The organism is Pseudoduganella sp. R-31 (assembly GCF_049913235.1).
GTDB lineage: Bacteria > Pseudomonadota > Gammaproteobacteria > Burkholderiales > Burkholderiaceae_D > Rugamonas.
The window spans coordinates 6,578,031-6,602,429 of record NZ_CP183986.1 but is presented as its reverse complement, the minus strand read 5'-3'; the positions used below and the strand labels follow the sequence as shown (position 1 = coordinate 6,602,429).

The window sequence follows — 24,399 nt, the reverse complement described above, 5'->3', positions numbered from 1 at the left end:
GTGTCTCCAGGGGGTTATTGAGCAACTACGTGGAACTTGATGGTCACTTCGTCAGCAACCATGCCGGTGTCTTTCCATTCGCCTTCACCAACGTTGAAGGCCAGGCGCTTGATCGGCAGCGCGCCGTCGAACACTTGCTTGCCGCCGTCGGCTTTGACAGTGATCGGGAAGGTGACGTCGGCGGCCTTGCCCTTGATGGTCAGCTTGCCGCTGACATTCAGCTTGCCCGGGCCGGCGCTTTTGATTGCGGTCGAGACAAAGGTGGCTTTAGGGAACTGGGCCGAGTTGAACCAGTCTTTCTTGGCCACTTCGGCGTTCATCTCGGCTTCGCCCAGGTCCAGGCTGGCGGTTTCGATTTCGACCGTGGCCTTGGAAGTGTCCGGCGCGGCAGCGTTGTAGTCGATGACAATATTGTGCTTCTTGAACTTCGATTCGATCGGCACGTTCATTTGCTTGAACACGGCCGATACGCTGCTCTTGGCAGGATCGGCTTTCAGGACTGCGGCGCTGGCTGCAGCCGCCACGGCCAGCAGGGCGGCCAGTAATACGCTTTTCTTCATGGGTGTGGCTCCAGGTTATGGCAGCATGCGCTTGAGCAGGCCGTCCTTGTCGATGAATTGGTGTTTCAGCGCTGCGCCGATATGGCCGATGACGACGGCGGCAAGCAGCATGTTCAGCCAGTAATGTACCGGTTTCAGGATTGCCTTGAGGGCCGGGCTGGCTTCAAACAGCGATGGGATCTTGAACAGGCCGAGGTAGACCACCGGCACACCGGCGGCCGTGGTGTACAGGTAGCCGGAAATCGGCACGGCGAACATCAGGAAGTAGAGGAACCAGTGGCCGGCTTCGGCGGCCTTCACCTGGCTCTGGCTCATGGAGCGGGGGAAGGCGGGTGGTTGCTGCTTCAGGCGCCACAGCAGGCGGCCGGCAGCCAGGGCGAGCACGGTAATGCCCATCCATTTGTGCCAGGAATAGTATTTGAGCTTGGTCGGGGTCAGGCCGGGGATGTCGGTCATCACCAGGCCGAGAATGAACGCGGCTACGATCAGCAGGGCGATCAGCCAGTGCAGCGCGATAGCAGTTCGTGTGTAGCGTTCCATTGTGACCCTTGGTAGATAGTACGTGTTAGGACTAATATACCAGAGGGTAACTTAACTTGCTTACAGCTTCCTTAAAACCGGAAAGTCTGGGTCTGACCCGCAGGGTCAGACCCAGACTGCGCAACGGCCGCGGGATTGGTTCTGGGCCTTTGACTTTTTGAGAAGGTCAAGAGCCTGGAACCAACCCCGTTGGCCGTGAGGTCATTCTGGGTCTGACCCTGTGGGTCAGACCCGGGTTTACCGGTTTTAAATGGCCTTAGCCAAGGAAGCAGCAATACCGGTGTAATTCGCCGGCGTCATCGCCAGCAGATGATCCTTGGCATCCTGGGGAATCGCCAGGCCGCCAATGAACTCACGCAGCGCTTCCCTGGTAATGCCCTTGCCGCGAGTCAGTTCCTTCAGCTGCTCATACGGATTCTCGATGCCATAACGGCGCATCACAGTCTGCACCGGCTCCGCCAGCACTTCCCACGACGCATCCAGGTCGGCTTCCAGGCGGGCAGGATTCACTTCCAGCTTGTTCAGGCCGCGCAGGCACGAGTCATAAGCCAGCAGGGTGTAGCCGAAACCGACACCGATATTACGCAGCACGGTCGAATCGGTCAGGTCACGCTGCATGCGCGACACCGGCAGCTTCTCAGACAGGTGCTTCAGAACAGCGTTAGCCAGGCCCAGGTTGCCTTCCGAGTTTTCGAAGTCGATCGGGTTGACCTTGTGCGGCATGGTGGAGGAACCGATTTCACCGGCCTTCAGCTTCTGCTTGAAGTAGCCCAGCGACACATACGTCCAGATATCACGGTTCAGGTCCAGCAGGATGGTGTTGGCGCGGGCGAAGGCGTCGAACAGCTCGGCCATGTAGTCGTGCGGCTCGATCTGGATGGTGTACGGGTTGAACACCAGGCCCAGGCGCTGCTCGATCACGTTCCTGGAGAACGCCGGCCAGTCGAACGATGGGTAGGCAGACAGGTGGGCGTTGTAGTTGCCGACGGCGCCGTTCATCTTGCCCAGGATTTCCACCTTGGCGATGCGCTCGATGGCGCGCTGCAGGCGGGCGATCACGTTGGCGAATTCCTTGCCCAGGGTGGTCGGGCTGGCGGTCTGGCCGTGGGTGCGGCTCAGCATCGGCAGCTCGGCGTTGGCGTGGGCGATTTCCTTCAGGCGGGCCACCAGGCCGTTCAGGGCCGGCACCATCACGCCGTCGCGGGCGGCTTTCAGCATCATGCCGTGCGAGGTGTTGTTGATGTCTTCCGAGGTGCAGGCAAAGTGAATGAACTCGGAGGCGGCCACCAGCTCAGGCACGTCCTTTACTTTTTCCTTCAGCCAGTACTCCACCGCCTTCACGTCATGGTTGGTGACGGCTTCGATTTCCTTGATGCGGGCGGCATCGGCTTCGGTGAACTCGGCAGCCAGCTTGTCCAGCAGGGCGGTGCCGGCCGCGGAAAACGGCTTGATTTCGGCGAAACCGGCCAGCGACAGCGCTTGCAGCCACGCGATTTCGACCTTCACACGGTGGTGCATGAAGCCGGATTCGGACAGGATCGGGCGCAGCTTGTCGGTTTTCGAAGCATAACGGCCGTCCAGCGGGGACAGGGCCGACAGGGTGGAGTAAGGAGTTGTCATGATAATGCAGGGAAGGGAGGCGGGAAAAAACAGGATTTTACCATTGGCCGGTCGTCGTCCTCCCGCCACTACGCTGCGCCTGCTATCGGGGCGCGATGCTATACTGTTGTCTAATTCTCCACTTTCAGCACCTATGAAACTAATCGGTTCTCTCGCCAGCCCTTATGTACGCAAGGTTCGTGTCGTCCTGGCGGAAAAAAAACTCGACTATCAACTGGAACTGGAAAACGTCTGGGCGCCCGACACCACCATCCAGAAACTGAATCCTCTCGGCAAAGTGCCTTGCCTGATCATGGAAGACGGCTACGCGATGCAGGATTCGCGCGTGATCGTCGAGTACCTGGATTCCGTGTCGCCGGTGTCGAAGCTGCTGCCACCGAATGGCCGCGAGCGCGCCAACATCAAGTGCTGGGAAGCGCTGGCAGACGGGGTGCTGGATGCCGCGGTGCTGATGCGCCTCGAGCGCAACCAGCGCCCGCCCGAACAGCAGAGCGAAACCTGGATTGCGCGCCAGATGCAAAAGGTGGAACTGGGCCTGGCGTCGATGTCCGAGCGCCTGGATGACGATCCTTGGTGTGCCGGCAACCATTATTCGCTGGCCGACGTTGCCGTGGGCTGCTGCCTGGGCTGGCTGAGCTTCCGTTTCCCGGATATCGACTGGCGCGGCAAGCATCCTAACCTGGGCCGCCTGTACGACAAGCTGTCCGAGCGCCAATCCTTCAAAGACACCGTCCCGCAGGCGTAAGCGCCGCCCCGCATGGCAGCCAAGCCACCGTCCCAGGAACGCCTGCAGATGGCGGACATCGCCCGCCTGGCGGGGGTGTCCACCTCCACCGTGTCGCGTGCTCTGGCCGGCAGCAAGCTGGTTAACGAGGAGACGCGCACCCGCATCATGGAGCTGGCGCGTTCGCTCAAGTACACCATCAACGTCGGCGCACAGAACCTGCGCCTGAAACAGAACCGCTCGGTGGCCGTGGTGGTGCCATCCGATGCCAAGGTGCACCAGAGCCTTTCCGATCCCTTCTTCCTGTCGATGATCGGCTCCCTGGCCGATGCGCTGACGGAGCAGGGTTTCGACATGCTGCTGTCGCGCGTGGATGCGGAGCAGCTCGACTCCGCCGCCACGCCGTTCGATACGGGCCGCGTGATCGGCATCATCCTGATCGGCCAGTGGGGCCACCACGACCAGTTGAACGAAATGGCGGCGCGCCATGTGCCGCTGGTGGTGTGGGGGGCGCAGATGCCGCAGCAGCTGTATTGCACCGTCGGCGGCGATAACCTGAGCGGCGGCCGCCTGGCTGCCGAGCATTTGCTGGCCGAGGGCCGGCGCCGCATTGCCTTCTTCGGCGATACGCGCCTGCCGGAAGTCGAGCAGCGCTACCGCGGCTATTGCGCGGCCTTGCAGGCGGCCGGCATCGCGCTCGATCCCGAGCTGTGCGTGGGGGCTTCCTTCCTGCCGGAAGGCGGGCGCGAGGCGGTGGCGGAACTGGCGCGGCGCGGCGTGCAGTACGACGCGGTGTTTGCCTGTTCCGACTTGCTGGGCATGATGACCATTAACGCCTTGCGCGAGCAGGGCCGCTCGGTGCCGGGCGATGTGGCTGTCGTCGGCTATGACGATATCGAGCTCTCTTCCTACTTCCATCCTCCCCTGACCTCGGTGCGCCAGCCCGTGCGCGACGCGGGGCGCGCCATGGTGGCAGCCCTGCTGGCACAGACCGAGGGCCAGGCGGCCCGCTCGATTGAACTTCCCACTTCCTTGATCCAGCGCGCCAGCTCGCGCTGATTGCAACCGTTTGCATTGCGCACGGCACTAGCGCACGAGCGTTCTGCAAATAATTTTTGCAATCGATTGCAATTTGCAAAAAGCTGATGAATAATGAGGCATCTGCAGATAAACAGACGCGGCCAGATGGCCGATGAATAAGCCCGATCAACGGAGGAGACAATGGTTTTACGTACAGCCCAGCGTGGCTGCATGGCTGCTGCCATCGCTGCTGCATTCGCCCACCCCGCCTATTCCCAGGAAGCTGCGCCGCAGCCAGCCCACGCCGACGACCAGGCGCCAGCGCCAGTGTCTGCTGCCGCGGCGCCAGCCGATGGCTTGAAGCTGGAGCGCGTGGTGGTCACCGGCACCGCCAGCCGCAGTTCCAAGATGCGCTCCAGTATCTCGGTCAGTACCATGGAGTCGGAAGCGATTTCCCTGTCCGCCCCGACCAGCGCCGCTGAAGTGCTGCGCTCCGTGCCCGGCGTACGCGCCGAGTCCTCAGGCGGCGAGGGCAATGCCAACATCACCGTGCGCGGCGTGCCGATTTCTGCCGGCGGTGCGCGCTATGTGCAGATGCAGGAAGACGGCCTGCCCGTGCTGCAGTCGGGCGACTTCAACTTCATCACGCCGGACAGCTTTGTGAAGATCGACGGTTCGCTGGACCACCTGGAAGTGGTGCGCGGCGGCTCGGCCTCGACCCTGGCCACCAACTCGCCGGGCGGCATCATCAACTTCATCAGCAAGACCGGCGAACAGCAGGGCGGCAATATCGGCATCCAGCGCGGCCTGGGCTACGACGAAACGCGCTACGACTTCGACTACGGCGGCCGCCTGGCGGAAAAGACCCGCTTCTTCATCGGCGGCCATTACCGCACCGGCGAAGGCCAGCGCAATACCGGCATGAACACGGAAGAGGGTGGGCAGATCCGCGGCAACATCACGCAGGAACTGTCGAACGGCTGGATCAGGCTATCCTTCAAGCACCTGGACGACAAGGCCCCGACCGCGCTGCCGGTGCCGGTGCGCGTCACCAATGGCCGCATCAGCGAAATCCCCGGCATCGATCCGCGCGACACCACGTTCTATTCGCCTTACTGGACGCGCGATATCTCGCTGACCAAGGAAAACGGCAAGGCATCGAGCAATGTCAACGACGGCCTGCGCGTCAAGAGCGACAGCTTCGGCATTGCCGCTTCCTTCGACCTTGGCAACGGCATTACCTTGAGCGACAGCTTCCGCAAGTCGAACAACAGCGGCCGCTTCCTCGGCGTATTCCCGGCAAATAACGGCGTGGCCGGCAATTACGTGATCGCCACCGGCCCGGACAAGGGAAAGGCCTATAACGGCATGGCCTTCTCCGCCGTGGTATTCAACACCTCGATCGACAACGCCGACAATACCCTGAACGACCTGAAACTGGCCAAGACCTTTACCATCAACGGCGGCAAGCTGACCGCCACGGGCGGCCTGTACACCTCGCTGCAGAAACTGGGCCTGACCTGGAACTTCAACGAATACCTGATGCAGCTTACCGGCGACAACCCCGCGCTGCTGCAGACCGCATCGGCCACGCCCGGCTATGTCGGACCGGCCTTTGGCGGCTGCTGCATGCGCGCGGTAGACATGGAATACAAGCTGCTCTCGCCCTACTTGAACGTGGGATGGGAAAAGGGCCCGCTGAACTTTGACGCCAGCGTGCGCCAGGATCGCCAGCGCGCCAACGGCACGGCCAATATCGCCACCAATGGCCTGGTCTACGAACCGGCCAACGAACAACTGGTCGACTACAAGATTCATCACACCTCGTATTCGGTGGGCGGCAACTACCAGCTCAATCGCGACCTGGCGCTGTTTGCCCGTGTCAGCGACGGCGTAGCCTTCAATGCGGACCGCATCTTGTTCGGCACGCCGCTCGATGGCAGTGCGCCGATCAGCATCAACACTGTGCGCCAGGTGGAGGGCGGGGTGAAATGGCGTTCCGGCAGCACCAGTGCGTTCCTGACGCTGTTCCGGGCCAAGACCGACGAATCGAACTTCGAAGCGACGACGCAGATCAGCACCGCCAACCGCTACGACGCCAAGGGCGCCGAGCTGGAAGCGGCATGGAGCTTGGGCGACTTCCGCATCAACGGCGGCTTGACCTGGACCGATGCCGAGATCGTCGGCGCTGCGGCTGGCCAGGAATCCACCATTGGACATACGCCGCGCCGCCAGGCGCGCATCACCTACCAGATTGCGCCTAGCTACAACGCCGGCCCGCTGACTGTGGGCGGCAGCCTGGTGGGTACTGGCCGCTCGTGGGCGGACGATGCCAACACCATCGACATGCCGGCCTTCCGCACCGTGAACCTGTTCGCACGCTACCAGTTCAACTCGCAACTGAGCCTGTCGCTGAGCGTCAATAACCTGTTCAACAAGATCGGCTACACCGAGGTTGAGGGCGACGGCCATGCCGCGCGTTCGATCGGCGGCCGCGCCGTGAAGATGGGCCTGAGCTACTCCTTCTGACCTGGAAACCGTCATGCCGATGTCTTCATCCTCCCACCATCTGTTCGAAGTCTTGCCGGAGGGGCGCCGTGCGCGAGCCGTGCGCCGCTATGCGGAGCATGCGCCGGCACTGCACAGTTGCCTGCATGCGCTGTATGGGCGCACTCCGGGCTTCGAGCTGTGGTATGGCCGCCTGCTGTCTACCGTAGCGGAGCTGCTTGCCGCACGCAGCCCGGCGCTGGCGGCGCTTGACGCCGAACGCGCTGCACAGCCGGGCTGGTTCCTCGGGCAGCAGATGCTGGGCTATTGCGCCTACGTCGACCGCCTCGGCGGCGACCTGCGCGGCGTCGCAAGGCGCATTCCGCACCTGCAGGAACTGGGCGTGCGCTACCTGCACCTGCTGCCTTTCCTGAAGATGCGCAAAGGCGAGAATGACGGCGGCTTTGCGGTAGCCAGTTTCGAAGAAGTGGAGCCGCGCTTCGGCAACAATGCCGACCTCGAGGCGCTGACGGAAAACCTGCGCGCAGCAGGCATCAGCCTGTGCTCGGATTTCATCCTGAACCATGTGGCGGACGACCATCCGTGGGCGCTGGGAGCCCGCGCCGGGGACCAGCGCCTGCGCGGCTACTTCCACCTGTTCCCGGACCGCGTGCTGCCCGACCGTTACGAAAAGACGCTGGGCCAGGTCTTCCCTCAGGCGGCGCCCGGCAATTTCACCGAAGTGCCGGCAGCGGGCGGCTGGGCATGGACCACCTTCTATCCCTATCAGTGGGACTTGAACTGGTCCAACCCGGAAGTATTCGCCGAGATGGCCTCGACGCTGCTGCGCCTGGCCAACCGGGGGATCGAAGTATTCCGCCTCGATTCCACGGCGTTCCTGTGGAAACGGGAAGGCACCAATTGCATGAACCAGCCGGAGGCGCACCTGATCCTGCAGGCCCTGCGTGCCCTGGCCTCCATCGCCGCGCCGGGTGTGCTGTTGAAAGCGGAGGCGATCGTGCCGATGCGCGAGCTGCCGGCCTACTTCGGCCAGGCTGCGCAACCGGAATGCCATATCGCTTACCACAGCAGCCTGATGGCGGCGGCCTGGGGCTCGCTGGCGGAGCAGGACGCGGCACTGGTGCGCAAGGTGGCCGAAGACACGCCGCCGCTGCCGCCGCACGCAAGCTGGCTCAGTTACGTGCGCTGCCATGACGATATCGGCTGGAACGTCCTGCGTGCGGAAGCCTCGGGGACGGGCGATCCGCAAGCGCGCCTTGCCGCGATCTCGCGCTTCTTCGCGGGTGACGGCGGCAGCTACGCACGGGGCGAAGCTTTCCAGAGCAGCGATCCGAACGCCGCGCACGGCAGCAACGGCATGGCGGCCAGCCTGGTCGGTCTCGAAGGCGCAGATGGCGCGGAGGCCGAAGGGCTGGCCATGCGGCGCCTGATGCTCCTGCACGGCCTGGCGTTAAGCTTTGGTGCGCTGCCGGTGCTGTACATGGGCGACGAGTTGGGGCAGGCCAACGATTACAGTTTCCGCCAGCGCCCCGACCGGGCGATGGATAGCCGCTGGCTGCAGCGTCCCGCCCTCGACGAAGAGCGCCTGGCGCAACGCCACGACATCAGCACGCAAGCGGGCCGCGTCTACGGGGCCTTGCGCGGCCTGGTCGCGGCCCGCCAGCGCATCCCAGCACTGGCGGCAGGCGAGCCGCGCTCGCTGCTTGCGTCGGTGTCGGCGGTGCTGGCGCTGCAGCGCGGCCATGCCTTCCTCGCGCTATACAACTTCTCGGGCAAGCCGCAGCAGTTCGCGCTGCAAGGCCAATGGACCGACGCCATCGAGCGCGGCACGCTGTCCGGGAAGATCACATTGGCGCCATGGGCCATGTGTTGGCTCGAGCGCGATCACTGAAAAAACATGATGGAGACAGCCATGTGTGTGGCAATGTTCGGCGAAGCCCTCGTCGATGATTTCGGCAGCGAGCAGGTAGTCGGCGGCGCGCCTTTCAACGCGGCGCGCAACCTGGCAGCCCTGGGCACGCCGGCCCTGATGATCACCCGCATCGGCCAGGACGCCAACGGCGCCGCCGTGCGCGCAGAGTTCGAGCGCTACGGCATGCCGCAATGGGGCTTGCAGACCGACCCCGCCTGGCCGACCGGCCGCGTCGTGGTGGAGCGCGGCCTGCAAGGCCACGCCTTCCACATCCTGCCCGGCCAGGCCTATGACCATATCGATGCCGCCTCGGCACGCGCCGCGTTCGAGCCGGCCAGGCCGCAGGTGCTGTACTTCGGCACCCTGGCCCAGCGCCACCTGACTTCGCGCACGGCGCTGATCGAACTGCTGGAAGCCAGCCAGGCGACCCGCTACCTCGACCTGAACCTGCGCGAAGGCCAGTACACGGAGCGCAGCGTCTACGAATCGCTGCGCCACGCCGACATCCTGAAAGTCAACGAAGACGAACTGGCGGCCCTGCTGGCCTGGTATGCGCCGGACGGTCCGCGCCTGGTAAAGGCGCATGATCCGGAGTTGCCGCCGGCGTGCTCCCTGCTGATCGAAAAATTCGGCCTGCAGGCCATGGTCGTCACGCTCGGCCCGCGCGGCGCGATGTATATTGGCGCAGACGGGAGGGTGATCCGCGAGCATGGCAACGAAGAGCCGTACAAGCTGGTCGACACGGTGGGCGCCGGCGATGCTTTCTCCGCCGTCTTCCTGCACGGCCATGTGCAAGGCTGGGACCTGGCGCTGACCATGGCGCGCGCCAACGCCTTCGCCGGCGCCGTATGCAGCCTGTCCGGCGCAGTACCGCAGGACCTGGCGTTTTACGAACCATGGACCCAGCGCTGGCAGGCGGCAGCGGAAGGAGCCACGCGATGACGCAGCACAAACCGCATCTGTCGTTCCGGCAGATCGTCAACATGAACATCGGTTTCTTCGGCATCCAGTTCAGCTTTGGACTGCAGCAGAGCAGCATGAGCCCGATCTACAAATACCTGGGCGCCGATGAAGCCAGCCTGCCTTACCTGTGGCTGGCCGGTCCCGTCACCGGCCTGCTGGTGCAGCCCGTCATCGGCGCCCTGAGCGACCGCACCGTTTCGCGCTGGGGACGCCGCACGCCGTACTTCCTGATCGGCGCCCTGATTTGCAGCCTGGGCCTGCTGGCCATGCCTTTCAGCCCTGTGCTGTGGATGGCGGCCGGCCTGCTGTGGATACTCGATGCGGCCAACAACGTGACGATGGAGCCGTACCGTGCCTTCGTCAGCGATCGCCTGGCCGTGCGCCAGCATTCGCTCGGCTTCCTGACCCAGAGCGCGTTCACGGGGCTGGGACAGACGCTGGCCTACCTCACGCCCTCGATCCTGGTTTACCTCGGCATCAGCCGCGACGCAGTCAACAGCCACCACATTCCCTACACGGTGATCGGCGCCTTCCTGCTGGGGGCTGTTTTCTCGATCGCCTCGGTGTTGTGGAGCTGCTGGACCACGCCGGAATTGCCGCTGTCGCCGCAAGAAGAAGCGGAACTGCGTGCGAAACCCACCGGCTGGCGCCACACCCTGCAGGAAATCGCCGAGGCGCTGCGCGACATGCCGCCCACCATGAAGCAACTGGCCGTGGTCAAGCTGTTCCAGTGGTACGCCATGTTCTGCTACTGGCAGTACATCATGCTGGCGCTGGCGTCTTCGATCTACAAGACTTCCGACCCCGCTTCGGCCGGTTTCCGCGAAGCGGGCTTGCTGAACGGGCAGGTGGGCGCTTTCTACAACTTCGTCGCCTTCCTTGCTGCCTTTGCACTGGTACCGTTCACGCGCCGCTTCGGCCCGAAAATCACGCACAGCATCTGCCTGGCGGCTGCCGGCATCGGCATGCTCAGCATTCCGCTGATCCGCGAACCGCTGCAATTGCTGTGGCCCATGCTGGGCATCGGGCTGGCCTGGGCCAGCATCATGGGCAATCCCTACGTGATGCTGGCAGGCAGCATACCGCCCGAACGCACCGGCGTGTACATGGGCATCTTCAATATGTTCATCGTGATTCCGATGATCATCCAGATTTTCACCTTGCCACTGTATTACCGCAGCTTGCTGCACGGCGACCCTGCCAACGTGGTGCGCCTGGCCGGTGCGCTGCTGCTATGCGCAGCCGTGGCCGTACTGTTCGTCAAGCTGCGCGCCGCACGACCGCGGTCCGACACTGCTCCGCGCCAGGAGGCTGTTTTGCTAAAATAGCCCGAGCCGATCAACGTGGGGAGGGCAGCGATGTCAGAGCGAGTACTGGTTTTTGGCGAAGCCCTGCTGGACGACTTTGGCGACCAGCAGATCGTCGGCGGCGCCCCCTTCAACGTGGCGCGCAACCTGGCTGCGCTGGGCCTGCCCGCACTGATGGTAACGCGCGTCGGCAACGACCGTTACGGCGACCAGGTGCGCGAGGCGTTTGCAGGCTTCGGCATGAGCACGGAGGGCTTGCAGCATGGCCCGCAGCCGACCGGCCGCGTGCTCGTGGAGCGCGATGGCAATGGCGGCCACCGCTTCCACATCCTGGCCGAACAGGCTTATGACCATATCGAAGCGGCAGCCGCGGTAGACGTGATGCGCGCCTTCTCTCCCGACACCGTGTATTTCGGGACCCTGGCCCAGCGCGAGCCGGCTTCGCGCGCTGCGCTCAACGCGGTGCTGGACGGCGCCAGCGAGGCTGAACATTTCCTTGACCTGAACTTGCGCGACGGGGTGGATGAAGCAGTGGTGTTCGCCGCGCTGCAGCGGGCCGATATCGTCAAGGTCAATGAGGATGAATTGCAGGCATTGTTCTCCTGGTACTGTCACACCTGTCCTGACACGGTGGACATGGACTGCGCCGCCGTCGAAGCGGAGGTCCGTGCCATGATGCACAACTTCTCCATCCAGGGGGTGCTGGTCACGCTGGGCGAGCGCGGCGCCATGTATTTCGGTGCTGATGGTTCGCGCGTGGTCGACCACCGCACCAGCAAACCGGCCCGGTTCGTTGACTCGGTGGGAGCGGGCGATGCGTTTGCCGCCGTGTTGCTGGCCGGACGTGCGCGCGGCTGGGAGATGCCGTTGATCCTGGAGCGCGCCAATGCCTTTGCCGGCGCCGTGTGCGGCATTGCGGGCGCGGTATCGCCGGATCCGGCGTTCTACGCGCCCTGGCGCACAGCCTGGGGCCTGGCTTAAGCCGCTGCCACCTTGCGGCGGGTCTGGATCATCTTCCAGCCGTTGCCGGACGGGTCGCGGAAGCCCGCATCCACCGTGCCGTAGCGTTCCACCGGCTCCTGGTTGAATTCCACGCCTTGCTGGTGCAGCTTGTCGTAGGCGGCGAAACAATCGTCCACTTCCAGCACCATCGGCGGCATGGCGCCCTTGGCCACCAGTGCGTTCAGCGCCTGCGCGGTTGCCGCATCATGGACGGGCGGACCCGGCACGTAGAGGCCGAGCTGGAACGATGGCTGGTCTGGGTGCTGCACGGTCAGCCAGCGGTAGTCGCCGTTGCGCACGTCGGTATGGACCTTGAAGCCGAGCTTGTCGACATAGAAAGCCAGCGCTTCATCCTGGTCGCGAACATACAGGCCGACGGTTTGAATACCTTGAGTCATGGGGTGGTCTCCTTTAAGTGAGACTCCATTGTAGGGACGCTCTCCTGGCGCCGCTTCTCCGAAACTGCCATTGTGAGGTCCGGCCGGTGCGCGGCGCTGAGTACGCAGGCCGGCACCCGTCCGGCCTGCTCAGCCTCGAGGCGTACCTGTTCCCGGATGTCGCCCGGGTTCTTGCCGGTGATGTCGCGGAAGGTGCGGCCGAAGGTGCCGATGCTGTTCCAGCCGGTCGAGTAGGCGATTTCGGTGATGGGCAGGTCGGTTTCGCGCAGCAGCGTCACGGCGCGCTCGATGCGGCGCGTCAGCAGGTAGCGGTGGGGAGGGAGGCCGAACGCCTCCTTGAAGGAGCGGGCGAAGTGAGTTGCAGAAACGCAGCTCACTTCCGCCAGGCGGCTTACCGGCCATTCCTCTTGCGAGGCGGCGTCCATCTTGTCTTTGGCGCGCAGCAGGCGCCGCAAGAGTTCCGGACTTTGTCCGGGCATTACTCGGCTTCCGACATCTGCGATTGCAGATAGTTCTGGATGCCGATCTTGCCGATCAGGTCGATCTGGGTTTCCAGCCATTCGATGTGCTCCTCGGTATCCTTGAGGATATCCAGCAGCAGGTCGCGCGACACGTAATCGCCGACTTTCTCGGATTGCGCAATGCCTTCCTTGATGGTCACATGCGCACCTTTTTCCAGCTTCAGGTCGGCAGCCAGCATTTCTTCGGTGTTCTCGCCGATCAGCAGCTTGTGCAGGGCTTGCAGGTTCGGCAGGCCGTCCAGCATCAGGATGCGGTCGATCAGGCGGTCGGCATGCTTCATCTCGCCGATCGACTCGTCGTACTCTTTCTTGCCCAGCTTGTCGAAGCCCCAGTGACGGTACATGCGCGCATGCAGGAAGTACTGGTTAATCGCTGTCAGCTCGTTGGTCAGCTGCGCATTGAGCAGACGGATAACGTCTTTGTCGCCCTTCATGGGGTTTCCTTCTTGTTTGGTTGGGAATAATGGCATTTTGCCACGAAGCAGGGCTCCCACCTAGTCATGAGGGCAACATAGGATTGCTAACGACATTGCTAATGTAAATGAAAACAATTATCATTTGCGTTTTATCCCAACAATTCAGAGTTGTCCATGTCTTACATTAAGAGCCGCAAGCACGCGCCAGCTACGCTCGCCGCCATCGCCGCCACCCTGGTGATGCCTGTAGCGCAAGCCGAGACCAACACCGCTGCACCAGAGCAGAAAATGCAGGAAGTGGTCGTTACCGGCCAGAATGGCAGCGATTTCCAGGTTAAGAAATCGGCATCCGACAAATTCACCGCCCCGCTGCTGGATACCCCGAAATCGGTGACCGTGATCCCGACCGAGGTGATTTCCCAGACCGGCGCCACCTCCCTGACCGATGCGCTGCGCACCGTGCCGGGCATCACCGTCGGCGCTGCCGAAGGCGGCCAGCCAGTGGGCGACAACCTGTTCATCCGCGGCTACAACGCACAGACCGACACCTATATCGACGGCATCCGCGACAGCGGCTCCCAGTCGCGCGAAATCTTCGCGCTGGAGCAGATCGAAGTCGTGAAAGGCCCGAATTCCGCATACGGCGGCCGCTCGTCCGCTGGCGGCGGCATCAATATGGTTTCCAAGACCGCCAAGGCGGAAACCTTCAGTAACGCCAGCGTTGGCCTGGGTACCGCGAAATATCGCCGTGTGACCGCCGACGTGAACCGCATGATCGGCGATAACGCCGCCGTGCGCCTGAACCTGATGGGCCATGAAAACCACGTTGCTGGCCATCACGATGAGATTTACAGCGACCGCTGGGGCTTTGCGCCAAGCGTGGCCTTCGGCCTGACCGGTCCGACCAAAGTCAACCTGAGCTACTACCATTACAAGTCGAGCGAGCTGCCGGACGCCGGCGTGCCATTCGACAATCCGTTCACCACCGGCGCGAACGTGGCCAAGAACGGCGTCGGCAAGCCAGTCAACGTGCCAAGCGAGACCTTTTACGGCCTGGTCGACCGCGACTTCCGCGACACCAAGTCCGACATCGGCACCATCGACATCAAGCACGAATTCAGCAGCGGCCTGGCCTTCCGCAACGTGACCCGTTACGGCAAGACCGGCAATGAATACGTCTACACCCTGCCGGACGACTCCAAGGGCAACGTGGTGCTGTATGGCACCGTATGGCGCCGCCACAACAGCCGCAATGCGGAAACCGAGTCGCTGGCCAATGCGTCCAGCCTGACCGGCTCCCTGATTGCAGCAGGCGTCAAGCACAGCTTCACCGCCGGCGTGGAAGTGAGCCGCGAAGTGACCGAGCGCGCGACCTATAACTTCACCCCGGGCACCAACAACCCGCTGACCAAGACCACCACCTGCCCTACCGCAGGCGCGGAAACCTTGTACAACTGCACAACCTTGTCCAACCCGAACCCGTACGATCCATGGACCGTCGGCCAGGTACGCAGCGTGGCGCCGAACGACACCAAGGTGCACACCAACACCCGCTCGGTCTACGGCTTCGACACCATCGAGTTCAACCCGCAGTGGTTGCTGAACGTAGGTGTGCGCTGGGACGAGTTCCGCACCGGCCTGCACACCAACGCCAACACCGCCGCCACCCCGGTTGTGGCTGCGATTGACGCGGAAAACAAGTCCAGCTTCGCCAACTACCAGGCGGGCCTGGTGTACAAGCCAGCAGCCAACAGCAGCATCTACGTGTCGTACGGCACCTCGTCCACTCCTCCGGGCAACGACGGCGGCGATGGCGTGGACGCGCTGTCCACCTCGGTACAGAACCTGAAGCCGCAGGACAGCAAGAACTTCGAACTGGGCACCAAGTGGGAAATTCTGGCACGCAAGCTGTCCGTCAGCGGCGCCATCTTCTCCAGCAAGATGAACAACGCCCGCGTGACCAACGTGGATGGCACCACCCAGAACGTCGGCAAGAAATCCGTCAAGGGCTTTGAGTTGGGCGTGAGCGGCGCACTGACCAGCAACTGGCAGGTCTTCGGCGGCTACACCTGGCTCGATTCCGAAGTTGAGGACAACGGCTTTGTTAACGTCGGCACCACCGCCAAGCCGGTGTATGCTGCATCCCCGTTCAACGGCAACGCCTTCCCGGCAACGCCAAAGCAGAGCGCTTCGCTGTGGACTTCGTACACGATCATGCAAGGCCTGGTCATTGGCGGCGGCGTGAATGCAGTGTCGAAGGTATGGAGCAACGTCAACAACACCAAGTTCGTGCCGGGCTACACCCGCTACGACGCGATGGCGAGCTATGATGTGAACAAGAACATCAGCCTGCAGTTGAACATCCAGAACCTGACGGACAAGCTGTATTACGACAAGGTCGGCTCCAACCATTATGCCGGTGTTGGCGTGGGCCGTACCGCAATCCTGACTGCGAACTTCCGCTACTGATCATGATGCTGCATATCCCCGGCGTGCTGACGCCGGAGCAAGTCAAACTCTTCCGCCAACGCCTGGCGGCCGCCGAATGGATCGACGGCCGCGCCAGCGTGGGATCGCAGGGGGCGCAAGTCAAGCGCAACCGCCAGATCGCGGAAGGGACGCCGCTGGCGCTGGAACTCGGGGATATCATCATCAAGGCGCTGGCGAAAAACCCGCTGTTCTATTCGGCGGCGCTGCCGCTGAAGATTTTGCCGCCGTATTTCAATAGCTATGCGGGCGGTGAGACTTACGGCCTGCATATCGATGGCGCGATCCGGCATATGGCGGGCTCGTCGGACGTGATGCGTTCGGACGTTTCCACTACCGTGTTCCTGTCCGATCCCGAAGAGTATGAAGGCGGCGAGCTGACTGTGATGGACAGCTACGGTGCACACGAGGTCAAGCTGCCAGCGGGCGATGCGATCATCTATCCGGCCAGCAGCGTGCATCGCGTGAATCCGGTGACTGCCGGCGAGCGCGTGGCGTCTTTCCTGTGGACGCAGTCGATGGTGCGCGACGACTGGAAGCGCGCCATGCTGTTCGAGCTGGACCAGAATATCCAGAAGCTGCGCGCTTCGCATGGCGATGACGAGGCCACTGTCGGCCTGGCGGGCCATTATCACAATCTGTTGCGGATGTGGGCTGACCTTTAAAACCGGTAAACCAGTGTCTGACCCGCAGGGTCAGACACTGAAACACAAACGCCGCGGACTTCGAGAGAAGCCGCGGCGTTTGCACATAGGTGTCAGACCCTGCGGGTCTGACATCGGTTTACCGGTTTTCAGGACATCTGGAAATTGATCGGCACAACCACATACACCGGCTGCGCCTTGCCATCTTCCACATAAGGCTTAAACAGCGCACGCATGACAGCAGCGCGGCCAGCCTCGTCCAGGTTGTTGAAGCCGGACGATTTCTGTACCGAGGCCTGCTCGGCATAACCCTTCTCATTGACCAGCACGCGCAAGGTCACCACGCCCTGTTCGCCCATGCGGCGCGACACCGACGGGTACACCGGCTGCGGCGCACGGATATACTCAACAGCGGAGATCACACGCGGGCCAGCCGGTGCGGCAGGTGCCGCCGGCGCCGCAGCAACCGGCGCCACCACGACCGGCGTTGCCGGTGCAGGCTCGGTCACGCGCGCCTGCGAAGGCGGCGGGGTGATGGTATTTTCAATCACGATCGGCAGCATCGGCAGCGGCGGTGGGGTGATCGAAGGCGCTTTCTGCGCGATTTCTACGGTCTTGGGCTGCGAAGCTGGCGGGGGAGGTGGCGGCGGCGCCACAAACGTGACATTCACCACTTCCGGGATACGGTCCACCAGGCGATGCATGGTGCCGTTAATAAAGGCATAACCGAGGACTGCATGCAAGGCGACGACCGCTGCGATCTTGGTCAGCTTGGCGCCGCCAACGCCGGCGCCGAAATCGCCGCCGGCCGGGAAAGTCATCGATTGCATGAAGCGCTCCTTACACGGTCAGTGATGGGCGCTTGAGCACAGTCTCCTGTATTCCGCTGCCCAGATGTTCGTCCAGCACTTCCACCGCATAGCTGAGGCAGTTGCCGCAGCAGGTGGCCACGCCGAGCGCTTCGCGCAACTCGTCCATGGAGCTGATACCCATATCTATGGCTTGACGGATTTCTCGATCAGAGATGTTGTTGCAGACACAAACGATCATTTCAGAGATTACCTTCTGGCTAAGATTGCGATTCCGTTATTGAGAATCATTATCATTACGGTTCCCATTCTACCCGAACAGGGCTACAATGCAAGCGAAATTGAAAACCATTCTCATTTATAATGGCGAGGTTGTATTTCGCCCTGGAAAGTTCACCATGACCCTTGCTCCTACCCTGATCAAGCTTGATTCCCTGCCGGTGGGGCAGAGCGGAACGGTGATCCATATCGCTCCGGGCAATCCTGAAGATACCGAGGACGGCGCTGACCTGGCGCGCCGCCTGATGGAGCTGGGCTTCGTGCCCGGTGAGCGCATCCGCATGCTCAAGCGTGGCCTGCCAGGCGGCGAACCCCTCGCCATCAAAGTCGGCAATGCCACGTTTGCCCTGCGCCGCTTCGAAGCCGCGCTGATCTCGATCCAACCGGAATAAATGCAATGGGTGCAGTAGAAAAGGCCGCGCAAGCCATCGCGCAGCAGCCAATGGTCGCCCTGCTGGGCAACCCGAATTGCGGCAAGACCGCGCTGTTCAACCGTTTGACCGGCGCGCGCCAGAAGGTCGCCAACTATGCCGGCGTGACCATCGAGCGCAAGGAAGGCCAGTTCACTTCCAGTGCCGGCAACCAGTACCGCCTGCTCGACCTGCCGGGCGCCTACAGCCTGTCGGCCCATACTCCTGATGAAATGATCACGCGCGACGTGGTGGCCGGCCTGCGCGAAGGCGAGCGTTCGCCCGACGTCGTGGTGTGCGTGGTCGATGCCACGAACCTGCGCCTGAACCTGCGCCTGGTCCTCGAAATCAAGCGCCTCGGCCTGCCGATGGTGCTGTGCCTGAACATGGTCGACGTCGCGAAGAAACGCGGCATCGTGGTCGATGCGGGCAAGCTGTCGCAGGAACTGGGCATGCCGGTGGTCGAAACCGTGGCCGTGAAGAGCGGCGGCGAGAAAGCCCTGGTCGATGCACTGGACGGCCTGTGGCCGTTCTATGAAAGCGTCGCCAACCCGCTGTCCGCCATCGATGCCGTGAGCGTTGAGGAAACCCAGCGCGAAGTGCGCCGCATCCTGTCGGTCGCCGTCAAGGATGCCGACGACCGCGGCAACCGCTCCGAAAAGATCGACCACTTCGTGCTGCACCCGTTCATGGGGCCGATCATCCTGGCGGTCCTGATGTTCTGCGTATTCCAGGCCGTGTTCAGCTGGGCTGAAGTTCCGATGGACATGATCAGCGGCGGCGTCGAGCACCTCGGCGTGCTGGTCAAAGCGCATATGGCCGACGGCGTGCTGCGCTCCCTGCTGGTGGACGGTGTGCTGGGCGGCGTTGGCGCCGTGCTGGTCTTCCTGCCGCAGATCCTGATCCTGTTCTTCTTCATCCTGGTGCTGGAAGACTGCGGCTACCTGCCGCGCGCCGCCTTCCTGCTGGACCGCCTGATGGGTGGCGTCGGTCTCTCCGGCCGCGCCTTCATCCCGCTGCTGTCGTCGTTTGCCTGCGCCATTCCCGGCATCATGGCAGCGCGTACCATCCAGAACCCGCGCGACCGCATCGTGACCATCATGATTGCGCCACTGATGACCTGCTCGGCGCGCCTGCCGGTGTATGCACTGGTGATCGCCGCTTTCATCCCGGACCGCGAAGTGTGGGGCATGTTCAACCTGCAAGGCCTGGTGCTGTTCTGCCTCTACTTTGCCGGCATCATCTCCGCCATGGCAGTGGCCTGGGTCATGAAGCGCTCCATGAAAGCCAAGCGCAACCAGCCGCTCATGCTGGAGCTGCCGGCCTACCACTGGCCGCACATGCGCAACCTGGCCATCGGCCTGTACGAGCGCGCCAAGATCTTCCTGATGCGCGTCGGTACCACCATCCTGACCTTGATGGTGCTGCTGTGGGCCTTGTCCAGCTTCCCGGGCGCACCGGAAGGCGCCACCCATCCGCCGATCTACTACAGCGTGGCCGGCATGCTGGGCCGCGCACTGGAATTCATCTTCGCGCCGATCGGCTTCAACTGGCAGATCTGCATCGCGCTGGTGCCGGGCATGGCGGCGCGTGAAGTAGCTGTTGGCGCGCTGGGCACCGTGTATGCCCTGTCGCAGACTGGCGACGAACTGGCCAACTCCCTGGCACCGGTAATCCAGGCCAGCTGGGGCTTGCCGACCGCGCTGGCGCTGTTGGCCTGGTACGTCTTTGCGCCGCAATGCCTGTCCACGCTGACCGTGGTGCGCCGCGAAACCAATTCGATGAAGTATCCGCTGATGATGGCGGGTTACATGTTCGTGCTGGCGTACACCGCCACATTCATCACTTACCGCGTCGCCCTGGCGCTGGGAGGCTGAACCATGTGGCAGGAAATCGTCGTCGGCATCATCGTGGCAGCTGCCGCGCTGCACGCGGCGCGGAAATACCTGCCGTCCGCCTGGCGCCAGCAGATCGTCCATGCCCTGTCGCGCCGTGGCTTGCCGCAGGAAAAGCTGGCGCGCTTCTTCAATACCGAATCGAGCTGCGGCAGCGGCTGCGGCTCCTGCGGCGGTTGTGGCGATTCGCCCGCGTCTTCAGCCCCTCCTGCCGACAGCGGGCCGGTGCATCGCGTGATCAAGTTGCACGTCCAGCGCTGAATAACTATCTGTCCTGCGATCCGTTCCGGGGCGCAGGGCCGGCTTAATCTTCGTCGAAAGTGTGCAGCGCGGCAGAGACCAGCAAGCCCGCAATGCCCAGCAAGCCGAATGCGTAAGTGAGCATGGGTTTGGCGTGGCGCAATTCCAGCGCAACTGAACCGAGGACAATGCTGATGCCAATGAGCGCCAGCACGGCGCTGATGGCGGCGGAGCGCTTGAGTGCCGGCCGGCAGCCATGAGCGGCATACCATTGGGCGATGAGCCAGTTGGGCAGGCATGACAGGCCGACGAACAGAGCTACCAACTCGAGAGCCACTAGATGATCCATAGCGCGTTGCCAGGACTGAAAGATTTACGATAGCAGTTCCCTCGCGCTGCGGGCAAGTGAAAACTTGATCTAGGGCATATCGCCGCCTCAAACGTGTACCTACAATGCGACTTATTGAGGTTGCATTGTGGGAGCCATCGTGGGCTGGAGCAGGAGACAGATTGCCGGGATTGTCAGGATCGCGCTGTTTGCGATGCTGATGGCCGTCTCCGCGCCAACGCTGTCCACTTTTCTGGCGGAGGCCTGCGGCGATAACAGCGTCGCGCATTGCCACGCCCAGCCCAAAGCCCACCACGTCGTCCAGAAATGCGGCTACTGCATGGTGCAGGCCGACCTGCCCGCCGTACCGCCGCCGCCTGCCGGCCCTGCCTTGGCGCTGGTGGCGGCATCGCGCATTGAACCGGCGTTGCAGGCTGCGGCCGCGTTGCCGCAGCAAGTCGCCCTTGCGCCGCCGTCGCGCGCCCCGCCTTCCGCTTGAATCTTCGCAGCAGTACTCCCTGGCTTTGCATTGCACGCGCCTTTTGGCGGCGCGGTCGCAAGGCCTTCGCTCGCAAGAACAAGAAAGGAAGCATCATGAACACCCGCCTCATTCCCCTGGCCGCCGCGCTGCTGGCCGTCTTTTCGGCCCCGGCATTTGCCGATCATGAAGGGGAATCGCCGCTGAAGATGGTTGGCACCGTCGTCATTGCCGGCAGCCATCCGACTTCTCTGCCGACCCAGATTCCGACCACGATCGAAGGCGTCACCCGTGCGCAGATTGAAGAGCAGGTCAACGCCAGCGATGCGGAAGACGCGCTGAAATACCTGCCAAGCCTGCTGGTGCGCAAGCGCTATATCGGCGACTACAACCATGCCGTGCTGTCCACCCGCGCTTCCGGCACCGGCAACAGCGCGCGCTCGGCGGTGTATGCGGATGGCGTGCTGCTGTCGAATTACCTGGGCAACGGCGCCACCTTCGCGCCGCGCTGGGGCATGGTGGCGCCGGAAGAAATCGAACGTGTCGACGTACTGTATGGCCCGTTCTCGGCAGCCTATGGCGGCAACTCGGTCGGCGCCGTGGTGGATTACGTGACGCGCATGCCGAAGCAGTTCGAAGCGCATGCGCGCGTCGCCTATGTGCGCCAGCCGTTTGAGCTGTACAACACGAACATGACTTCGACTGCACGCCAGTCCAGCATGTCGCTTGGCGACCGCCACGGCGCCTGGTCTTGGTTTGTCAGCGTGAACCGCACCGACAGCGATGGCCAGCCGCAGACCTACACCACGCGTGCGATCGCGAGCGGCACGGCGGCTGGAACGGGTGTTCAGGTCACCGGCGCCGTAGTGGACAAGGACCGCAGCAACCGCGACATCTACATCCTCGGCACCGCGACCCAGTACAGCACGGTGCAGGATCACGCCAAGTTCAAAGTGGCATACGATTTCTCGCCGACCGTGCGCGCCAGCTACTCCCTGGGCTGGTGGCAGAACGATTCGAGCGGCTCGCCCGATACCTACCTGCGGGATACGACAGGCAAGCCGGTGTTCAGCGGGCCGGTCTCGATCAATGGCCGCAGCTTCACGCTGGCTGCTTCCGACTTCAATTCGACGAAGGAAGAGTTGCGCCACCTGATGCACGGCTTGACGGTAAAGAGCAATACCAAAGGCGTGTTCGACTGGGAAGTGGCGGCCAGCCTGTATGACTACAGCCGCGACATCCTGCGCGCACCGACCACGGCGCGCCCGGCTGCCGCAAGCGGCGGCGCCGGCCGCATCGTCGACCAGGGCGGCACCGGCTGGAATACCTTGTCCCTGAAAGGTGTGTATCGCCCGGACGGCATGCGCGGCAGCCACATCTTCGATTTTGGCTTCCAGCGCGCCGCCTACAAGCTATCGACAATCGAGCGCGCCACCAGCGACTGGCTGAACGGCGAGCCGGGCGCGCGCAATCAGGCTTTCTCCGGCCGCACCAGCATCGACAGCCTGTACTTGCAGGACACCTGGAAGTTGTCGCCAGACTGGAAGACCGTGCTCGGTGCGCGCTTCGAGCATTGGGAGGGCCGTGATGGAGAAACCGCCAACGCGACCACCGTGGTGCGCCATGCCAAACGCAGCGACAACTTTATCTCGCCCAAGGTGGCGCTGGCCTTCCAGGCCAACGAGGACTGGACGTTGAAAGCTTCCACCGGACGCGCGATCCGCATGCCGACCGTGTCCGAGCTGTACCAGGGCGGCATCAACAACACTGGCACCCTGATCAACAACGATCCGGACCTGAAGGCCGAGCGCTCCTGGACTACGGAGCTGAGCGCCGAGCGCCTGGTCGGCAATTCCGCCTTGCGCATCACGGCCTTCTTCGAGCGCAACCGCGACGCGCTGTATTCGCAAACCAATGTGCTGGTGACGCCGAACGTGACCAATGTGCAGAACGTCGACCTGATCCGCACCCATGGCCTGGAGACTGCCTGGTCCAACGAAAACGTGCTGGTCGAAGGACTCGACATGCAGGCCAGCCTGACCTGGACCGATTCGAAGATCAAGCGCAACGAGAAGTTCCCGGCCAGCGTCGGCAAATGGCAGCCGCGCATTCCCGAATGGCGTGCCAGTGCAGTGGCAACCTACCGCGTGAACGACAAGCTGAGCGCCACGCTGGCAGCCCGCTACAGCGGCAAGCAATACTCGACGCTGGACAACACCGACATCAACGGCTTTGCCTACCAGGGCGCCAGCAAATACTTCACGGTCGACGCGCGCCTGCGCTACCGCATCGACAAGCACTGGAGCGCCGCCTTCGGCATCGACAACGCCAACAACTACAAGTACTGGAACTTCCACCCTTACCCACAACGCTCTTACTCTGCGGAGGTGAAATTTGATTGGTAATGCACTCGAGCTGGGCCAGTTTGAACTCTGGTGCCAGCCCCAGGTTGCCGCGCGTGACGGCAGCATCGGCAGCGTGCTGGCGGCTGTACATTGGCGCCGCCCCGGCAGCGGCGTCCTGCACTACTGCGATTTTGCCGGCGAGTTGTCGGCTTCGGGACTGGAACGGATCTTCCTGCTGCACATGGTGTGCGATGCGCTGGCTGCGTTAAGGATGTGGGAGGCGGAAGGCTTCAAGCTGGACATGGTGTTGTGCCTGCCGCCGCTGGCATTCAGCAAGGATACGCCGGACGCCATCGCGCTTGCGGCCGATATCCAGGGGCTGATGCTGCAGGCAGGCATTGCGCAACACCGGCTCGAACTGCGCGATGAAGGTCATGCAGGCTGCTGTGAGGTGTCCAACCTGCTGGACTGGCTGCAAGTGCGGGAAGAAGGGTGCACGCAGGCTTCCGGCGACTTCATTGCGGCGCCGCAGCCGATGCAGGTATTGCCGGCTGCACTGCGCCGCTGGCAAGCCAGTTACTCGGTGATGAGCGCCGCCGACGCCTTCAGCTGAAATGCACCTGGCCGAAGAAGCCGTATTGCAGGCTTTGCGCAATACGGCTGGCGACGATGCGGAATTCTTCCGCCACGGCTGGCTCGAACAGGCGGTCCACCGTCGACTGGAACAGCGCAAGCCAGCGCTGGAAGTGCTGCGGCTGTACGCCCGGCAGAGCCATGTGCTTGCCGTAGACATTGCCATGGAAGCTCTTGGTGCCCAGCATGGTAGTGCTCCAGAACTCCACCATGCGCGCCAGGTGCGGCTCCCAGTCGTCGATGGCAGCATTGAACACCGGGCCCAGTTCCGGATCGGCGCGCACGCCGTCGTAGAACTCGTGGACCAGTGTCGCGATGGATTCCTGGGTCAGTGGTAAAGTCATGGCTCCATTTTAACCT

General features: G+C 62.9%; 25 protein-coding genes. 15 read left to right on the top strand and 10 right to left on the bottom strand.

Going from position 1 to position 24,399, the window contains the following annotated elements; all coding sequences use genetic code 11:
* Window positions 1-14: 14 nt before the first annotated feature.
* The 3 genes from ACN9MY_RS30115 to purB form a co-directional block, all read right to left on the bottom strand.
* The gene (locus tag ACN9MY_RS30115; protein WP_426165862.1) at window positions 15-560 is read right to left on the bottom strand and encodes a YceI family protein; all 546 of its coding nucleotides are present in this window, start codon (window positions 558-560) and stop codon (window positions 15-17) included.
* Between the two features lie 15 nt (window positions 561-575).
* Entirely contained in the window at window positions 576-1,100 is a 525-nt protein-coding gene (locus ACN9MY_RS30110) for a cytochrome b (RefSeq protein ID WP_426319571.1), read from the bottom strand.
* 246 nt (window positions 1,101-1,346) lie between these two features.
* Complete coding sequence (purB, locus tag ACN9MY_RS30105; protein WP_426165860.1) at window positions 1,347-2,720, bottom strand: adenylosuccinate lyase; 1,374 nt, start codon at window positions 2,718-2,720, stop codon at window positions 1,347-1,349.
* A 133-nt stretch (window positions 2,721-2,853) separates the two neighbouring features.
* Between purB and ACN9MY_RS30100 the strand changes: the two genes are divergently transcribed.
* The 7 genes from ACN9MY_RS30100 (at window position 2,854) to ACN9MY_RS30070 (ending at window position 12,135) form a co-directional block, all read left to right on the top strand.
* Window positions 2,854-3,465 (top strand): glutathione S-transferase family protein, encoded by a 612-nt coding sequence (locus ACN9MY_RS30100; protein WP_426165858.1) that lies wholly within the window; start codon window positions 2,854-2,856, stop codon window positions 3,463-3,465.
* A gap of 12 nt (window positions 3,466-3,477) precedes the next feature.
* A complete protein-coding gene (locus ACN9MY_RS30095; protein ID WP_426336574.1) occupies window positions 3,478-4,503 on the top strand; it encodes a LacI family DNA-binding transcriptional regulator in 1,026 nt (341 codons plus the stop codon).
* 162 nt (window positions 4,504-4,665) lie between these two features.
* The gene (locus ACN9MY_RS30090; RefSeq protein WP_426336573.1) at window positions 4,666-6,993 is read left to right on the top strand and encodes a TonB-dependent receptor; all 2,328 of its coding nucleotides are present in this window, start codon (window positions 4,666-4,668) and stop codon (window positions 6,991-6,993) included.
* Between the two features lie 13 nt (window positions 6,994-7,006).
* Entirely contained in the window at window positions 7,007-8,863 is a 1,857-nt protein-coding gene (locus tag ACN9MY_RS30085) for an alpha-amylase family protein (RefSeq protein ID WP_426336572.1), read from the top strand.
* A gap of 21 nt (window positions 8,864-8,884) precedes the next feature.
* Window positions 8,885-9,826, top strand: a complete 942-nt coding sequence (locus ACN9MY_RS30080; protein ID WP_426336571.1) for a PfkB family carbohydrate kinase — start codon at window positions 8,885-8,887, stop codon at window positions 9,824-9,826.
* The gene (locus ACN9MY_RS30075; RefSeq protein WP_426336570.1) at window positions 9,823-11,175 is read left to right on the top strand and encodes an MFS transporter; all 1,353 of its coding nucleotides are present in this window, start codon (window positions 9,823-9,825) and stop codon (window positions 11,173-11,175) included. Before ACN9MY_RS30080 ends, ACN9MY_RS30075 begins: the two co-directional genes overlap by 4 nt.
* A gap of 30 nt (window positions 11,176-11,205) precedes the next feature.
* Complete coding sequence (locus ACN9MY_RS30070; protein WP_426336569.1) at window positions 11,206-12,135, top strand: PfkB family carbohydrate kinase; 930 nt, start codon at window positions 11,206-11,208, stop codon at window positions 12,133-12,135.
* Here the strand turns inward: ACN9MY_RS30070 and ACN9MY_RS30065 are convergent.
* Genes ACN9MY_RS30065 through bfr form a run of 3 tightly spaced genes read right to left on the bottom strand, consistent with a single transcriptional unit; the run spans window position 12,132 to window position 13,509 of the window.
* Window positions 12,132-12,554, bottom strand: coding sequence for a VOC family protein (locus tag ACN9MY_RS30065; RefSeq protein ID WP_426165844.1), 423 nt, complete (start codon window positions 12,552-12,554; stop codon window positions 12,132-12,134). The genes ACN9MY_RS30070 and ACN9MY_RS30065 overlap by 4 nt on opposite strands.
* Window positions 12,551-13,033 carry a helix-turn-helix domain-containing protein gene (locus ACN9MY_RS30060; RefSeq protein WP_426336568.1) on the bottom strand — a complete coding sequence of 161 codons (483 nt, stop codon included), beginning with the start codon at window positions 13,031-13,033 and terminating at the stop codon, window positions 12,551-12,553. Before ACN9MY_RS30060 ends, ACN9MY_RS30065 begins: the two co-directional genes overlap by 4 nt.
* Window positions 13,033-13,509 carry a bacterioferritin gene (gene bfr, locus ACN9MY_RS30055; protein ID WP_057261376.1) on the bottom strand — a complete coding sequence of 159 codons (477 nt, stop codon included), beginning with the start codon at window positions 13,507-13,509 and terminating at the stop codon, window positions 13,033-13,035. The genes ACN9MY_RS30060 and bfr overlap by 1 nt, the downstream gene beginning before the upstream one ends.
* A 156-nt stretch (window positions 13,510-13,665) precedes the next feature.
* On the opposite strand from bfr, the gene ACN9MY_RS30050 reads away from it, so the two are divergent.
* Both ACN9MY_RS30050 and ACN9MY_RS30045 read left to right on the top strand, forming a co-directional pair.
* On the top strand, window positions 13,666-15,960 hold the full coding sequence (locus tag ACN9MY_RS30050; protein WP_426319562.1) for a TonB-dependent receptor: 2,295 nt from the start codon (window positions 13,666-13,668) through the stop codon (window positions 15,958-15,960).
* Between the two features lie 2 nt (window positions 15,961-15,962).
* Window positions 15,963-16,643, top strand: a complete 681-nt coding sequence (locus ACN9MY_RS30045; RefSeq protein WP_426336567.1) for a Fe2+-dependent dioxygenase — start codon at window positions 15,963-15,965, stop codon at window positions 16,641-16,643.
* A gap of 128 nt (window positions 16,644-16,771) precedes the next feature.
* Here the strand turns inward: ACN9MY_RS30045 and ACN9MY_RS30040 are convergent, their stop codons facing one another.
* Both ACN9MY_RS30040 and ACN9MY_RS30035 read right to left on the bottom strand, forming a co-directional pair.
* Window positions 16,772-17,452 (bottom strand): energy transducer TonB, encoded by a 681-nt coding sequence (locus ACN9MY_RS30040; protein WP_426319560.1) that lies wholly within the window; start codon window positions 17,450-17,452, stop codon window positions 16,772-16,774.
* Window positions 17,453-17,462: 10 nt separating this feature from the next.
* A complete protein-coding gene (locus ACN9MY_RS30035; protein WP_057261372.1) occupies window positions 17,463-17,672 on the bottom strand; it encodes a (2Fe-2S)-binding protein in 210 nt (69 codons plus the stop codon).
* 157 nt (window positions 17,673-17,829) lie between these two features.
* On the opposite strand from ACN9MY_RS30035, the gene ACN9MY_RS30030 reads away from it, so the two are divergent.
* The 3 genes from ACN9MY_RS30030 to ACN9MY_RS30020 are packed head-to-tail and all read left to right on the top strand — an operon-like array spanning window position 17,830 to window position 20,276.
* Window positions 17,830-18,102, top strand: a complete 273-nt coding sequence (locus ACN9MY_RS30030; RefSeq protein WP_057261371.1) for a FeoA family protein — start codon at window positions 17,830-17,832, stop codon at window positions 18,100-18,102.
* A gap of 5 nt (window positions 18,103-18,107) precedes the next feature.
* Entirely contained in the window at window positions 18,108-19,997 is a 1,890-nt protein-coding gene (feoB, locus tag ACN9MY_RS30025) for a ferrous iron transporter B (protein ID WP_426165831.1), read from the top strand.
* A gap of 3 nt (window positions 19,998-20,000) precedes the next feature.
* A complete protein-coding gene (locus ACN9MY_RS30020; protein WP_426165829.1) occupies window positions 20,001-20,276 on the top strand; it encodes a DUF6587 family protein in 276 nt (91 codons plus the stop codon).
* Between the two features lie 43 nt (window positions 20,277-20,319).
* Here ACN9MY_RS30020 and ACN9MY_RS30015 read toward each other — a convergent pair whose 3' ends face one another.
* Window positions 20,320-20,592 carry a hypothetical protein gene (locus tag ACN9MY_RS30015; RefSeq protein ID WP_426165827.1) on the bottom strand — a complete coding sequence of 91 codons (273 nt, stop codon included), beginning with the start codon at window positions 20,590-20,592 and terminating at the stop codon, window positions 20,320-20,322.
* A gap of 151 nt (window positions 20,593-20,743) precedes the next feature.
* On the opposite strand from ACN9MY_RS30015, the gene ACN9MY_RS30010 reads away from it, so the two are divergent.
* The 3 genes from ACN9MY_RS30010 to ACN9MY_RS30000 all read left to right on the top strand — a co-directional run bounded on the left by ACN9MY_RS30010 (window position 20,744) and on the right by ACN9MY_RS30000 (window position 24,019).
* On the top strand, window positions 20,744-21,082 hold the full coding sequence (locus tag ACN9MY_RS30010; RefSeq protein ID WP_426336566.1) for a DUF2946 family protein: 339 nt from the start codon (window positions 20,744-20,746) through the stop codon (window positions 21,080-21,082).
* Window positions 21,083-21,177: 95 nt separating this feature from the next.
* Window positions 21,178-23,466 (top strand): TonB-dependent receptor, encoded by a 2,289-nt coding sequence (locus ACN9MY_RS30005; RefSeq protein WP_426336565.1) that lies wholly within the window; start codon window positions 21,178-21,180, stop codon window positions 23,464-23,466.
* On the top strand, window positions 23,456-24,019 hold the full coding sequence (locus ACN9MY_RS30000; RefSeq protein ID WP_426336564.1) for a hypothetical protein: 564 nt from the start codon (window positions 23,456-23,458) through the stop codon (window positions 24,017-24,019). Before ACN9MY_RS30005 ends, ACN9MY_RS30000 begins: the two co-directional genes overlap by 11 nt.
* Here ACN9MY_RS30000 and ACN9MY_RS29995 read toward each other — a convergent pair.
* Window positions 24,012-24,383 carry a group III truncated hemoglobin gene (locus tag ACN9MY_RS29995; RefSeq protein ID WP_426336563.1) on the bottom strand — a complete coding sequence of 124 codons (372 nt, stop codon included), beginning with the start codon at window positions 24,381-24,383 and terminating at the stop codon, window positions 24,012-24,014. The genes ACN9MY_RS30000 and ACN9MY_RS29995 overlap by 8 nt on opposite strands.
* Between the last annotated feature and the right edge of the window lie 16 nt (window positions 24,384-24,399).